This is a genomic window from Streptomyces sp. SS8 (assembly GCF_054072955.1).
The window spans coordinates 24395-37543 of record NZ_JBSVCZ010000023.1 but is presented as its reverse complement, the minus strand read 5'-3'; the positions used below and the strand labels follow the sequence as shown (position 1 = coordinate 37543).

12 protein-coding genes are annotated in these 13149 nt (G+C 73.8%); 7 read left to right on the top strand and 5 right to left on the bottom strand.

Going from position 1 to position 13149, the window contains the following annotated elements; all coding sequences use genetic code 11:
• Positions 1–48 precede the first annotated feature (48 nt).
• Together ACW69E_RS20960 and ACW69E_RS20955 are read right to left on the bottom strand one after the other, a co-directional pair.
• Complete coding sequence (locus ACW69E_RS20960) at positions 49–738, bottom strand: HAD family hydrolase (protein ID WP_457499815.1); 690 nt, start codon at positions 736–738, stop codon at positions 49–51.
• Between the two features lie 88 nt (positions 739–826).
• Complete coding sequence (locus ACW69E_RS20955; RefSeq protein ID WP_457499814.1) at positions 827–1807, bottom strand: RluA family pseudouridine synthase; 981 nt, start codon at positions 1805–1807, stop codon at positions 827–829.
• Between the two features lie 101 nt (positions 1808–1908).
• Here ACW69E_RS20955 and ACW69E_RS20950 point away from each other — a divergent pair, with 101 nt between their 5' ends.
• Positions 1909–2436 (top strand): cupin domain-containing protein, encoded by a 528-nt coding sequence (locus tag ACW69E_RS20950; protein WP_457499813.1) that lies wholly within the window; start codon positions 1909–1911, stop codon positions 2434–2436.
• A gap of 258 nt (positions 2437–2694) precedes the next feature.
• On the opposite strand, the gene ACW69E_RS20945 is transcribed toward ACW69E_RS20950, so the two are convergent.
• The 3 genes from ACW69E_RS20945 to ACW69E_RS20935 all read right to left on the bottom strand — a co-directional run bounded on the left by ACW69E_RS20945 (position 2695) and on the right by ACW69E_RS20935 (position 6947).
• Entirely contained in the window at positions 2695–3105 is a 411-nt protein-coding gene (locus ACW69E_RS20945) for a DUF2267 domain-containing protein (protein ID WP_394637870.1), read from the bottom strand.
• Positions 3106–3245: 140 nt separating this feature from the next.
• The gene (locus ACW69E_RS20940) at positions 3246–5522 is read right to left on the bottom strand and encodes a glycoside hydrolase family 3 N-terminal domain-containing protein (protein ID WP_457499812.1); all 2277 of its coding nucleotides are present in this window, start codon (positions 5520–5522) and stop codon (positions 3246–3248) included.
• A gap of 222 nt (positions 5523–5744) precedes the next feature.
• On the bottom strand, positions 5745–6947 hold the full coding sequence (locus ACW69E_RS20935; RefSeq protein WP_457499811.1) for a glycoside hydrolase family 6 protein: 1203 nt from the start codon (positions 6945–6947) through the stop codon (positions 5745–5747).
• Between the two features lie 251 nt (positions 6948–7198).
• Here ACW69E_RS20935 and ACW69E_RS20930 point away from each other — a divergent pair, with 251 nt between their 5' ends.
• The 6 genes from ACW69E_RS20930 (at position 7199) to ACW69E_RS20905 (ending at position 13123) form a co-directional block, all read left to right on the top strand.
• The gene (locus ACW69E_RS20930) at positions 7199–7573 is read left to right on the top strand and encodes an RNA-binding S4 domain-containing protein (protein ID WP_279949889.1); all 375 of its coding nucleotides are present in this window, start codon (positions 7199–7201) and stop codon (positions 7571–7573) included.
• Positions 7574–7932: 359 nt separating this feature from the next.
• Positions 7933–10488, top strand: coding sequence for a nitrate- and nitrite sensing domain-containing protein (locus ACW69E_RS20925; RefSeq protein WP_457499810.1), 2556 nt, complete (start codon positions 7933–7935; stop codon positions 10486–10488).
• Positions 10485–10919, top strand: a complete 435-nt coding sequence (locus ACW69E_RS20920; RefSeq protein ID WP_457499809.1) for a roadblock/LC7 domain-containing protein — start codon at positions 10485–10487, stop codon at positions 10917–10919. Before ACW69E_RS20925 ends, ACW69E_RS20920 begins: the two co-directional genes overlap by 4 nt.
• The gene (locus ACW69E_RS20915; RefSeq protein ID WP_457499808.1) at positions 10916–11308 is read left to right on the top strand and encodes a DUF742 domain-containing protein; all 393 of its coding nucleotides are present in this window, start codon (positions 10916–10918) and stop codon (positions 11306–11308) included. The genes ACW69E_RS20920 and ACW69E_RS20915 overlap by 4 nt, the downstream gene beginning before the upstream one ends.
• Complete coding sequence (locus ACW69E_RS20910) at positions 11289–11882, top strand: GTP-binding protein (RefSeq protein ID WP_457499807.1); 594 nt, start codon at positions 11289–11291, stop codon at positions 11880–11882. Before ACW69E_RS20915 ends, ACW69E_RS20910 begins: the two co-directional genes overlap by 20 nt.
• A gap of 113 nt (positions 11883–11995) precedes the next feature.
• The gene (locus ACW69E_RS20905; protein WP_457499806.1) at positions 11996–13123 is read left to right on the top strand and encodes an FAD-dependent oxidoreductase; all 1128 of its coding nucleotides are present in this window, start codon (positions 11996–11998) and stop codon (positions 13121–13123) included.
• Positions 13124–13149 lie beyond the last annotated feature (26 nt).

Here is a 13149-nt window from a genome sequence, read left to right as displayed (position 1 = left end):
GGCCTTCCCCGGAAGACCGGAAGCCGGGGAGCGGGAATCCGGCGGGGCTCAGCCCTCGCGGGAGCGGCGGGCGAGCAGGCTGGTGTCGAGGTGGGCCAGCAGGTCCGCGGGGTTCTCGTAGACCTCCGCCGCACCCGCCTCCTCCAGCTCCCGCCGGGTGATGCCGCCCGAGAGCACGCCCACGCAGGGCACCCCCGCCCGTTCGCACGCCGCCACGTCCCACACGGTGTCACCGACGAAGACGGCCCGGTCCGGGGCGACCCGCGCGTGGTCGAGCGCGGAGCGCACCAGGTCGGGCGCGGGTTTGCTGGCCTCCACGTCGTCGGAGCTGGTGGCGGCGGTCACCGCCTCGTCCGCGCCCACCGCGCGCCGCATCGCCTCCAGTTCGTCGCCGCGCGCGGAGCTGGCCAGAACGACCGTCCAGCCGCGGTCGGCGCAGGCCCTCAGCAGTTCGGCGGCTCTGTCCAGTGGGGCCAGCCTCGGCCAGTACTCGGCGTACAGGGTGTGGTGGGCGGCGCTGACGGTGGCGGCTTCGTCCGGATCGTGGTCCTCTCCGAGGAACCGGGCAAGGAGTTGGTCGCTGCCCATGCCGATGGTCCGGTGGATCACCGACATCGGCACCCGGCGGCCCGCCTGCCGCAGCGCCTCCCACCAGGCCACGGTGTGCAGGTAGGTGGTGTCCACCAGAGTGCCGTCCACGTCGAAGAGCACAGCCCTTCCCGTTCCGTCGCCGCTCATCCGCAGCCCCTCTCCGCTTTCCGCCGGTTCGCCTTCCGGGACCGTCTTCCCGGCCGCTGCCGGAACTCCCCCGTCGCGGGGCGTGCGATCACCCGGACGGATGTGCGCCGTCCGTCCCCCGGGCTCCGCCGCCGGCGGCCCACTCCCGGTGGGAGTCCCAGGCGGACAGCGTGCGGCGGCTGGTGAAGCGGCGCACGCGGCCGGTGATCGGGTCGGTGAACTCCAGTGATCTGGCCAGCAGCTGGAGAGGGCGACCGAAGTCGTCCGGGGCGGGGTCGGTGACCGTCGGATAGACCGGGTCGCCCAGTATGGGCACGCCCAGGGAACTCATGTGCAGACGCAGCTGGTGGGTGCGGCCGGTCAGCGGCACCAGCCGGTAGCGGCCGAGTCCGCCGCGGTGCCCGGTCAGCTCGACGCGGCTGACGCTGTCGGGCTCCCCCGGCACCTCCCGCGCGGCGATGACCCCGCGTTCCTTGACGATCCTGCTGCGCACCGTGCGCGGCAGCTCCAGGCCCGGGTCGTGGGGGGCCACTGCCTCGTACTCCTTGCGCACCCGCCGGTCCTGGAAGAGGCCCTGGTAGGCGGCGCGGTGCTCGGGACGGACGGTGAACATCACCACGCCCGCGGTGAGCCGGTCCAGCCGGTGCGCCGGGCTGAGCCGGGGCAGCCCCAGGTCGCGGCGGAGCCGGGCCAGCGCGGTCTCGGTGACGTGCCGGCCGCGCGGTGTGGTGGCCAGGAAGTGCGGCTTGTCCGCGACGACCAGGACGTCGTCGCGGTACAGCACCTCCACCGCGTACGGCACCGGAACCTCCTCGGGCAGCTCCCGGTGGAACCACAGGTAGGCCCCCGGCCGGTACGGGGCGCCGGGGTCCACCGGACCGTCCGTGCCCCAGACCTCTCCCCCCTCCAGCATGGCGTCGATCAGGGCCGGTTCCACCGCGGGCAGCCGGTCGACCAGGTGGTCGCGGACCGTCTCCCAGCGGCCTTCCCCGGACAGCCTGAGGCGGACGGGGTCGATCCCGTGGCGCTGCGGCAGGGGGGAGGGCGGCACGGGGCGTCTGCGTCTCATCTCGGGGCAAGCCTAGCGCCGTGCGCCGGGCGGGGCCGGGGCTGCCGGGCGGGCCGCCGTAGGATCGGGGCGCCCGTCCACGCCCCTTCCCGGAGGTGCCGGTGTCCCCCGACGAGACCCCCCGCGTCCTGGCCGACCTCGACGACCGCATCGCGCGGGCGGCCCCCGGCGAGGGCGGGGCGCTGTGGCGGCTGGCCGAGTCCGGGCGGCAGCTCGACGCGAATCTGGTACGTCTGCCGCCGGGGGCGTCCGTCGGCGAGCACGCCGAGAACGATCTGGACGTGCTGCTGCTGGTGGTCGCCGGCGGCGGGGAGATGGAGGACGGCTCCGGCGGAAGCCTGGCGCTCTCGCCCAAGGCCCTGGTGTGGCTGCCGCGCACCTCACGGCGGGCCCTGCGGGCGGGCCCGGAGGGCCTGGTCTACCTGACCGTCCACCGCCGGCGGCCCGGTATGACCGTCGGGGTGCGCCCGCCCTCCGCCGGGCGCACCGCCCCCGGCGGGGACGAGGGCGGCGAGGGGCCGTGCATGCTGGACCGGGTCTGCCCCGCGTGCGGACGGTTGAACGAGCGGGCGGGCCCGGGCGTCTGCGAGCGGTGCGGCGAGCCGCTGCCGTCGCCGGGGGCCGCATAAGGGCGCCGGCGGCCGCACGAGGGCCTCGGCCCGGGCCCGGAGCACCCCGCCCCGCCGCCTCGCTCGGGCGCTCAGCGCCCCTGGCAGCTGTAGAGCAGCAGGAGCAGCAGGGCCGTGCCGGCCAGACTGACCAGCAGGGAGCCCAGGCACCCGGTGCGGTTGGAGAAGAAGACGAACACGGTCACCGTCTCAGTGGTCGTCGCGCGGGCGCTGCGGCGGGTGCCGGTGCGCCGGGCCGGTGCCCCGCACCGTCCCTGCTCACGTGTGCCCCGAGCTGCCCGAGAAAAGCACCCTGGCGAGTTCGTCGTCCAGGGAGGGGCGGATCTTCGCCGAGCACGCCCCGCCGGTGGCCTCGTCGACCACCTCGATCACGCAGCGGGCCTCGTGCATCGCCTTGGGGCGGTCGGCCGAGGCGCGCTGCGCCACGCGGTCGAAGAACTCCTGGCTACTCATCCGCATGCCCGAGACCGGTTCGTCGGGCGCGTAGGCGACCCTGCGCAGATGCTCGCCGATCTCGCGCGGAAGCTGAGCGGCCAGCTTCTCCGCGACCGTGGCCGGGACGCGTTCCGCGAGGGTCTCCAGGCTGGCCCGGGTGGCGGTCTCGGCCGCGCCGGGGTTGTCCAGCCGGGCGCGTGCCTGTACCTGTCCGAGGAAGGTGTCGTACCGCATGGTCACCTCGTCCCTTCTTCGCTGACCCGGCCCCGGTACCCGGGCCGAAGGGGAGGAAACACCCGGCCGGCGGCTCCGGCCCGAGCCCCGTGACGGCGGGTTCGGGCCGGAGCCGAGCCGGACCGGTGGGGACGGCCGTGTCAGGAACCGGCGCAGACGGTGTCCGGTACGGCCGGGGAGCCGGTGGCGGTGAAGCCGAACGTCGCCGAGCCGTCGGGGGCCAGCCGCGCGTTCCAGTCCGCGCCGGTGGCGATCACGGTGTCGCCGGAGCGGGTGAGCCTGGCGTTCCAGACGCTGCCGAGCGTGAATCCGTCCTGCGCCGTCCAGCGCACCTGCCAGCCGTCGACGGGGGCGGAGCCGTTGTTGCGCACCGTCACCTCGGCCTGGAAGCCGCCCGGCCACTGGTTGACGACCCGGTAGTCGGCGGTGCACGGTGCCTGCCCGGGGTTATCCGGGTCGCCGGGCTCCTCCGGCTCCTCCGGCTCCTCCGGCTCCTCCGGGCCGGTGTCGGTGTAGGTGAGCCCGTACCCGTAGGGGAACAGCGCGTCCTTGCCGTCGCCGTCGTTGACCGGCTGCTGGCTCACGGACCGCATCCAGGTCACCGGGAGCCTCCCCGTCGGCGCGTGGTCGCCGTAGAGCACGTCGGCCACCCCCGCTCCCTCGGTGCCCGGCAGCCAGGAGGCGAGCAGCGCGTCCCAGCCGTCGAGCTGTCCCGCGATGTCCAGCGGGCGGCCGGAGACGAGCACGACCACGACCGGCACACCGGAGGCCCTCAGTCGCGAGAGGGTGGCCAGATCCTCCTCGTCCAGGCCCATCGGGCCGGGCCGGTCGCCCTCCATCTCCGCGTACGGCTCCTCCCCGACGACGGCCACGGCCACGTCGTAGGAGCCGTCGATGCCGTTGCCGTGGCGGTCGTAGACGACCTTCGAGGGGTCCGAGGCCGCGGCCCGCATGCCCTCCACGATGGTGGTGCCCGGTGTGATGTCGCCGCCGGAACCCTGCCAGGTGATGGTCCAGCCGCCGCTCTGGTTACCGATGTCGTCGGCGTTCTTCCCCGCCACGAAGACCTTCGCCGAATCGGCCAGCGGCAGCAGTCCGCCGGAGTTCTTCAGCAGCACCTGGGACTTGCGCACCGCCTCCCGGGCGAGTTCCCGGTGGGCGGCGGAGCCGATGGTGGAGGTGTAGGAGCGGTCGGTGTAGGGGTTCTCGAACAGACCCAGCTCGAACTTCTTGGCCAGGATGCGGCGGTTGGCGTCGTCGATGCGCTCCATCGGCACCCGTCCGGCCCGCACCTCGCCGCGCAGCAGTTCGATGAACCCGCGGTAGTCGTGGGGCACCATCACCATGTCGATCCCGGCGTTCACCGCGTCGCGGACCTCGGAGGCGGTGAAGCCCTCCCTGCCGTCGAGCTGGTCGACGCCCGCCCAGTCGGACACCACGAAGCCGGTGAAGCCCAGTTCGCCCTTGAGGACGTCGGTGATCAGGTAGCGGTGGCCGTGCAGCTTCGCGCCGTTCCAGCTGCTGTAGGAGACCATCACCGAGCCCACGCCCCGCTCCACCGCCTCGCGGAACGGCGGCAGATGGACCGCGCGCAGCTCGGCCTCGCTCAGCTCGGTGTTCCCCTGGTCGTCGCCGCCGGTGGTGCCGCCGTCGCCGATGTAGTGCTTGGCGGTGGCCAGGACCGAACCGGGAGCGTCGAGCGAGGCGCCCTGGAGGCCGTCGATCAGCGTCGTCATCGCGCCGGGCAGTTCGGGCGTCTCGCCGAAGGACTCGTAGGTGCGCCCCCAGCGGTCGTCGCGGGCCACGCACAGGCAGGGTGCGAAGGTCCAGTCGATGCCGGTGCCGGAGACCTCCTCGGCGGTGGCCCGCCCGATCCGCTCCACCAGGGCGGGGTCACGGGCGGCCCCGAGCCCGATGTTGTGGGGGAAGATCGTCGCGCCCCGTACGTTGTTGTGTCCGTGGACGGCGTCCACGCCGTAGATCATGGGGATGCCCAGCGGAGTGGACAGGGCGGTGCGCTGGAAGGAGTCGTACATCTCCGCCCAGGCCCGGGAGGTGTTGGGTGTGGGTGCGGAACCGCCGCCGGACAGGACGGAACCGATGCGGTAGGCCGCCAGGTCGCCCGGCCGCGCCTCCAGGGCGCCGCGGTCGACCTGGGTCATCTGGCCGATCTTGTCGTCGAGGGACATGCGGGACAACAAATCCTCGACACGGTCGTCCACCGGCAGGGCCGGGTCCTCGTAGGCGGGCGGCGCATCGGCCGACGCCGCGGCGGGGGTGCCGTTCAGGCTGCAGGCCACCATCAGGCTCACCGCCGCTCCCGCGGTCAGCCGCCGGAGCCGGCCGCGCAGCGCGGCGCGGGCCGGTGTCCGTCCTCCCCTGCGCTCAGGGGTTCCTCTCGTCGTCCGTCGTCTCATCGCGGTGCCGTCCTTCCGGTGGGGCCGCGCTCCGGTCGTGCGGCCTGTGGGGGGCTTTCCGGCCCCGGCCGGCGGCCACCGGGCCGGACGTCCGGCCCCGGCGGAGGAGACACCGGGGCCGGACGCGGAACCGGTCCGGCGGCGCGCCCTCATCGCGCCGCCGGGCCGGGGTTCCCGACCGGGGCTCCAGGCGCGGGGAGCGTCCGGGCGGGTGGTCGCGGTTCAGGGGCGCAGCGGCGGCTCCGCGTTGCGCACCAGTTCCAGCGCCTGCTGCGGGAACCACCGGCCGGCCGCCGGATCGACCATGCCGCGCGCGGGGTCCTCGGGCCCCTCGGTGCCGCGCAGGCACAGGCCGTCCGACTCGCCGGGGATCTTGATCCACAGGCGGGCGTCGTGCAGCGGGTCGCCGGTGCGGGTGGTCGGCCGCGCGCCCAGGCCGCGGTCCGGCGGGTTGCACCAGTCCTGCGGGTCCGGGTAGAGGTCCGCCGGCGCGGTCCACGGCCCCTTGCCGTTGCGGCTGGTGTCGGTGACGAAGTGGGGCTGGTCGGACGGGTCGGCGGTGACGTTCTCCTCCAGCCAGGCCCGGGCGTCGTTGCGGTCCGACCACTGGTCGGGGCAGGCCGCCGGGTCGCCGCCGCCCTGGACGTACTCCACGCAGCCGGAGACCAGCTTGCCGTACCAGGCCAGTTCGTCGTCGGCCCGGTAGTTGGACGCGTTGAGGTAGAAGCCGGCGGTCCGCCCGATACCGGCCTCGACCAGCCGGGGCACGATGGATCTCACGCTGTGCCAGCCGCTGTGGCCGGCGTCGAGGTAGACGGTGGTGCCGGGCCGGGCCGAGAGGGTCTCGACGGCGTAGCCGATCTCCGCGTAGCGGGCGGCGGTCAGGGTCCCCTCGTCGTCGTCCTGGCCGCAGTCGGAGGGCAGCAGGGCCAGGGAGTCCGGCTCCAGGACGACCAGCGCCCTCTTGCCGCCGATGCCCCTGGCGACCTCGTCGATCCAGGCCTTGTACTCGGCGGTGTTCGCCGCGCCGCCCGCCGAGTACTGCGAGCAGTCGCGCCCGGGGACGTTGTAGAGGGCCAGCACCGGCAGGGCGCGCTTGCGTGCGGCGTCCCGCACGATGCGGGCCACCTCCTGCCGGATACGGCTGTCGTTCCCGTTGCCGTTGAGCCAGACCGCCTGAGGGGTGGTCACCATCTTCGCGACACCGGCGGCGTCCCGGTACTCGCGCGCCTCCACCAGCTCCCTGATCTGCGTGTACGCATCGGGATTGGCGGGCGGTACGTACAGGCGCTCCCCGCCCCGCTCCCCCTTCCGCGCCCCCTCTTCGGCCCGGTCGGCGGCTCCGGCCGCCCCGGCCCCGGCGACCAGCGCCAGCGCGGCGGCCGCCGCTGCGGCTGCGACGGTGCCTCTTCTGCGTCTCTGCACGTTTCCGGCTCCTGACGTGGACGATCCGACGGAGCGCTCTCCCGTGGCACGGCCCACCATTTGATGGGAGCGCTCCCATGCTCGCTGCCAGACCTTCCTCCCGTCAGCGCCGCCCGTCAAGACCTCCCACCCGGGTTTTCCGCGGCACCCGCACGCCCCGCGCACCCCGCGGAGGCCGTCGTTGCTGAGGCGAAGGGCGAAGGGGCCGGTCCGGCCCCCGCCGGGCGGCGCGCTCCTCTAGAGTCGTGGACATGGCTGCAGACGAGGGGAGCGTGCGGATCGACAGCTGGATCTGGTCCGTCCGGCTCACCAAGACACGTTCGACGGCCGCCGCCGCCTGCCGCGGAGGCCATGTCCGCATCAACGGCGACCGGGTGAAACCCTCCCATCCGGTGCGCCCCGGTGACGAGGTGCGACTGCGCCACCTGGGCCGCGACCGGATCGTCGTCGTCACACGCCTGGTGCGCAAGCGGGTCGGCGCCGCGGTCGCGGCGGAGTGCTTCGTCGACAACAGCCCGCCCCCGCCCCCGCGTGAGTACGCCGCCCCGGTGGCCCGGCGCGACCGCGGCGCCGGCCGCCCGACCAAGCGGGAGCGGCGCGAGACGGAGCGGCTGCGCGGCCGCTGATCCCCGTCGGCGCGCGAATCCGGGTGGCCGTACGCCACCGGCGCGGGGCCACCCGGATTCGCGACGGAGAACCCCGGCCACCCGCGCCCGGGGGTGTGAACGGCCGCGGTGGCCCCGCCGCCCGGAGTCGGCCGCCCGCCACCGCCCCGCACCATCATCCAATTTTCAACTATTTGCCCGGCGCCGCCGCCCGCGGACCGCGGCGGGGCGGGGACGGGAGCCCGGCCGGACACGCTGTCAGGCGATGCGGAGTACGCCCTCACCTGTTTTCTTTTGACACTGCGTATGACTAACATCGCTCCGTCCTTCGCCGCTCCCACCAGCGGCGACCCGTCACCGTGAACCACTGCTGGGGAGAGATGGCACTGCGCACCCGTGTGCCGAGACGGCAGGGCCGGCCGACGAGCAGAACGTTCCGTCTGAGTTCACTGCGCCCGAAGTCGATCCGGGCGGCCCTGCTGGTCCTGGCCGTCGTGCCCAGCCTCGCCATGGTCACCCTGTGGGGTGTGAGCACCGGCCAGTGGGCGCAGGAGTGGGAGGTCCAGAAAGACGAGAAGACCCTCGCCGCCCGCGCCGGCACTCCGGCCAACGCCGTCTACTTCAACCTCCAGGAGGAGCGGCGCCTGAGCGCCGAGCTGCTGGCCGGGCCCGACGGTCCGACCCGCACCGCCCTGCGCGAGCAGCGTGCCCGGACGGACGAGGCCCTGAGCTCCTTCCGCTCCCTGTCCGGCGTCGACGCCTCCAACGCGCCCGAGGACCTGCGCGAGATCGTCGAGCTGACCCGCTCGGACATGCTCCGCATCGACCGCATCCGCCAGAGCGTGGACAACGGGGTGGCGAGCCAGGCCGATGTCTTCCGCTACTTCACCGAACTGATCGCCGTCGACCTGCGCCTGTTCGAGACCCTGAGCCGCTCGGAGGACAGCGAGGTGACGGCCCGCGCCAGGGTCCTGATCGACCTGTTCTGGGCCAAGGAGATGCTCTCCCGCGAGGACGCCCTGCTCGCCCGCGGCTGGGACTCCGGCCGGCTCACCGACAGTGAGCACTCCAACCTCACCGAGTGGATCGGCGCCCAGCAGTTCCTGTTGGAGAGCCGGATCGCGCCCCACCTGCCGCACGAGGACCTCCTGCTCTACCGCCAGATGACCACCAACAGCCACTGGCTGGACAAGACCGAGACGGAGCGGGTGCTGCTGGGAGCGCACTCCCACGAGGGCGAACCCGGTATCCCCCTGCCCGACTCCGAGGCCGAGTGGCGCAGGTCGGTGGACGCGCTCACCCCGCAGTTCCAGAAGCTGATCATGAACCGGACCATCGACATCAACCAGGTCGGTGACGAGTCGCTGGCGGCCCTGGAGCGCCGTATGACGGTCGTCGCCGCCATCAGCCTGGTGGGGGTCCTCCTGATCGTCGCGCTCAGCCTGCGGATCGCGAGCGCCCTGCGACGGCGTATCACCTCCCTGCGCCAGGAGGCTCTGGAGCTGGAGGGGAAGCTGCCGGACGTCGTCGAGCGGCTGCGCCGCGGCGAGACGGTCGACACCGAGGCCGAGGTGCCCCGGGTCGGCCACGAGAACGACGAGCTGGGCCGGCTGGGCCAGGCGCTCAACCTCGCGGGCCGCAGCGCCGTCGAGACCGCCGTACGGGAGGTCGAGCAGCACCGCGGCTTCGAACGCCTGCTCCAGCGCATCGCCCGCCGCACCCAGCTGCTCATCGGTCTCCAGATGAAGAAGCTCGACGAGATGGAGCGCCGCCACGAGGACCCGGAGGTACTGGAGGGCCTGTTCGACCTGGACCATCTGACGGCCCGTCTGCGCCGCTACGAGGAGAATCTGGTCATCCTCGGCGGCGGCCAGCCGCAGCGGCGCTGGCGCAAGCCGGTGAAGGTGCTGGACGTGCTGCGCGCCGCGCTGGGCGAGGTGCAGGACTACCGCCGCATCCAGGTCGAGGTCGAGGGCCGGCCCTGGCTGACCGGCCGCGCCGTGGGACCAGTGGTGCACGTGCTGGCCGAGCTGATGGAGAACGCCGCCGCGTTCTCCAAGCCGCCCACCCCGGTGGAGGTACGGGCCGGCATGGTCGGGCGGGGTCTGGTCGTGGAGATCGAGGACCGCGGCCTGGGCATGGAGCCGGAGGAGTACGAGCGGGTCAACCGGCTCATCGCCGACCCGCCCCGCGCCGACATGCTCTCCCGTGCCGACGACGTCCGGCTGGGCCTGTACGTGGTCGCGCGGCTCGCCTCCGGCCTGGGCCTGGGAGTCGAGTTCCGGCCGTCGGTGTTCGGCGGCACCCGGGTGATCGTCCACATCCCCGAGGAACTCGTCGCGGACAGGCCCGCCGACGACGCCTCCCGAGGCACCTCCGCGCGCCGGGAGGCCTCGGCCGTGAGCGGAAGCGCCGTCGGCCGGCGGAGCGAGCCGTCCGACGACGGGCCACCCGCGCCGCTGCCCGTGCGCTCCCGCGGCCGGGCGATGTCCGCGGTCGTCCCCGCCCCGGCGGACCCGCCGTCCGCCGGGGAGGACCCGAGCGCCGGCACCACCCGGGGCACCGGCACCGCCGGGGAGAGCGGAAGTGCCGGGGAGGACCGGCACGACGGCACCGGCACGGCCGGTGACGCGGACAGCGACGCGGAGACGGCCGCGGAGCACCCCGGCGACGCGGCGGACAAGCCGCTGCCCAAACGGGTCCGCCGGGCCAGCCTCGCCCCCGAGCTGCGCAATCCGGCCGTCCGGAAGGCTCCCGCCCCGGACGAGGACACACTCACCCTGCGCCCGGAGCCCGCCCGTTCCGGCGCGGCCATCGGCGCCTTCCAGCGGCAGTCCCGCATCGCCAGGCAGCAGGCCGCCGACCCCGACGCCCCCTCCACGACCGGCGGCAGCACGCCGGGTCAGAGCCGACCCAAGACGGAAGACCGAACATGACACAGCGAACCACCGCCACCAACCAAGACCTGGACTGGCTGCTGGACGGTCTGGTCGAGCAGGTGCCGGGCACCCGGCACGCCATCGTCCTGTCGGACGACGGGCTGGTGATAAGCCAGTCGGGCACCATCGAGCGCACCGCCGCCGAGCGGCTGGCGGCCGTGGCCACCGGCCAGCAGAGCCTGGCCCGCGGTGTCGACGAACTGTTCGACGGCGGTCCGGTGCAGCAGGTCATCGTGGAGCTGGCCAATCTGTGGCTGTTCATCACCGCGGCCGGCAAGGGCACCCATCTGGCCGTCGTCGCCTCCCAGGACGTGGACGCGGAGGTGATGGCCGTGGCCATGCACACCCTCGTCCAGCAGGTCGGCCAGAAGCTCGGCACCGAGACCCGGTCCGACGCCTCGGCCGCCGGCGGGGGTGGACGTGGGTGAACCACTGGACGGACAGCCTGGAGTCCGACGGCGAGGAAGAGGACTCACTGGTCCGGCCGTACACCATCACCCGCGGCCGCGCCGCCCCGCAGCGCGACGACCTCACCCTGATCACGGTGGTGACGACGGTCGGTCCCGAGGAGGGGCGGCCCGCCGGGCGGCGGCTGGAGCCGGAGCACCGGGCCATCGTCGAGCAGTGCCGCGAGCCGGCCGCGGTGGCGGAGATCGCCGCTGAGCTGTACCTGCCCGTGTCGGTGACGAAGATCCTGATCGGCGATCTCGTGGAGCTCGGCGCGGTGACGATCCGTCCGCCCCTGGCGGACGGGAGAAGTGGTGGACTTGACGTTGAAACTCTTCAGGCGGTGAGGGATGGGCTCCACAGACTCTGACGCTACGACGGGCCCCCTGGCCGTCAAGATCCTCGTCGCCGGGGGTTTCGGAGTGGGCAAGACCACGATGGTGGGGGCGGTCAGCGAGGTGGCCCCCCTGCGCACCGAGGAGTACCTGACCGAGGCCAGCGTCGGGGTGGACGACACCGGCGGCCTGGCGAAGAAGAACACCACCACGGTGGCGCTCGACTTCGGCCGGATCACCGTCAACCCGGAACTGGTGGTCTACCTCTTCGGCACCCCGGGCCAGGAACGCTTCTGGTTCATGTGGAACGACCTGGTCAACGGCGCCCTGGGCGCGGTCGTCCTGGTCGACACCCGGCGGCTGGAGGTCAGCTTCGCCTCCATCGACTTCTTCGAGAGCCGGGGTATCCCCTTCGTGGTGGGCGTCAACTGCTTCCACGGCCGCTGCGACCGCACCGAGCAGGAGGTGCGCGACGCCCTCGACCTCGACCCGGGCGTCCCGCTGCTGATGGGGGACGTACGGCGGCCGGAGGCCGGCCGCGATCTGCTGGTGGCCCTGATCGACCTGCTGATGGCCCGGTCCGCGCCGGTCCGCGAGCCGGCCGGCTGACCGGCGGCGAGGGCCGCCGTCCCTCCCGTCCGTCCCCGTCCCCCTCGTCCGCTCGCCGGCGCGCCCCGACGCCCGGCGCGCGCTCCCGGCGCGCCCTTCCCCGAAAGGAACCCATGTCCCCGGCCCGTACCGTTCTCGTCGTCGGAGGCGGGATCTGCGGCAACGCCCTGGCAGTCCTGCTGCGCCGCGCAGGCGTGGGAGTCGATCTGGCCGAGGTCTCCTCCGACTGGAGCGTCCAGGGCTCCGGCATCACCCTCCAGGGCAACGCCCTGCGGGTGCTGCGCGAGGTGGGCGTGTGGGAGGAGGTCGGCCGGGAGGGCTTCGGTTTCGACACCCTCGGGCTGATCGCGCCCGACGGCACCGTGCTGCACGTCGCCGAGGACATCCGCACCGGCGGCCCCGGACTCCCCGCCACTGTCGGCATACGCCGCCCCGACCTCCAGCGGGTCCTGACCGGCGCCGTACGCGCGGCCGGGGTCCGCGTCCGGCTCGGCTGCGCGGTGGAGTCCCTGGAGCAGGACGGCGACGGGGTGGACGTCCGCCTCACCGACGGCACCGCCGGGCGCTACGACCTGGTGGTGGCCGCCGACGGGCTGGGCTCCCCCACCCGCGCGATGATCGGGATCGAGGACCGGCCCGAGCCCACCGGGATGGGCATCTGGCGTGTCACCGCGCCCCGTCCGCGGAGCGTGGAGCGCACCGACCTGGCCTACGGCGGCCCCGCCTACATCGCGGGCTACTGCCCCACCGGCGAGGACACCCTCTACGCCTATCTGGTCGAACCCGCGCGGGAGCGGGCCGAGCTGTCCACGTCCTCGTACGCCGCCGGGATGCGCGCCCTGGCCTCGGGCTACGGCGGCGCCTGGGAGGAGATCCGCGCCTCCATCACGGAGGACCGTGCGGTCAACTACACCTGGTTCCACCGGCTTCTGGTCGAGGGGCCGTGGCACCGCGGCCGGGTCGTACTGGCCGGGGACGCGGCCCATGCCTGCCCGCCCACCCTCGCCCAGGGGGCGGCGATGTCCCTGGAGGACGCCCTCGTCCTCGCCGAGCTGCTCACCGGCGGCGCCGACTGGGACGAGAGAACGCTGGCCGCCTACCGGGAGCGCCGCATGCCGCGGGTGCGCATGGTCGTGGAGAACTCCGTGCGGCTGGGCGACTGGCTGATGGAGGGAGTGCGGGACGCGGACGTGCCCGGCCTGATCGGCCGGACCATGACGGTGCTCGGCGAGCGCCCTTAGCCGGCGTCCTCGCGGGCGGCCTCGCG

What these genes read in the sequence shown, in the direction of transcription:
- ACW69E_RS20960 (WP_457499815.1), bottom strand. Translation starts at nt 738, where the DNA reads ATGAGCGGCGACGGAACGGGAAGGGCTGTGCTCTTCGACGTGGACGGC.
- ACW69E_RS20955 (WP_457499814.1), bottom strand. Translation starts at nt 1,807, where the DNA reads ATGAGACGCAGACGCCCCGTGCCGCCCTCCCCCCTGCCGCAGCGCCAC.
- ACW69E_RS20945 (WP_394637870.1), bottom strand. Translation starts at nt 3,105, where the DNA reads ATGCGGTACGACACCTTCCTCGGACAGGTACAGGCACGCGCCCGGCTG.
- ACW69E_RS20940 (WP_457499812.1), bottom strand. Translation starts at nt 5,522, where the DNA reads ATGAGACGACGGACGACGAGAGGAACCCCTGAGCGCAGGGGAGGACGG.
- ACW69E_RS20930 (WP_279949889.1), top strand. Translation starts at nt 7,199, where the DNA reads ATGGCTGCAGACGAGGGGAGCGTGCGGATCGACAGCTGGATCTGGTCC.
- ACW69E_RS20925 (WP_457499810.1), top strand. Translation starts at nt 7,933, where the DNA reads ATGGCACTGCGCACCCGTGTGCCGAGACGGCAGGGCCGGCCGACGAGC.
- ACW69E_RS20920 (WP_457499809.1), top strand. Translation starts at nt 10,485, where the DNA reads ATGACACAGCGAACCACCGCCACCAACCAAGACCTGGACTGGCTGCTG.
- ACW69E_RS20910 (WP_457499807.1), top strand. Translation starts at nt 11,289, where the DNA reads ATGGGCTCCACAGACTCTGACGCTACGACGGGCCCCCTGGCCGTCAAG.
- ACW69E_RS20905 (WP_457499806.1), top strand. Translation starts at nt 11,996, where the DNA reads ATGTCCCCGGCCCGTACCGTTCTCGTCGTCGGAGGCGGGATCTGCGGC.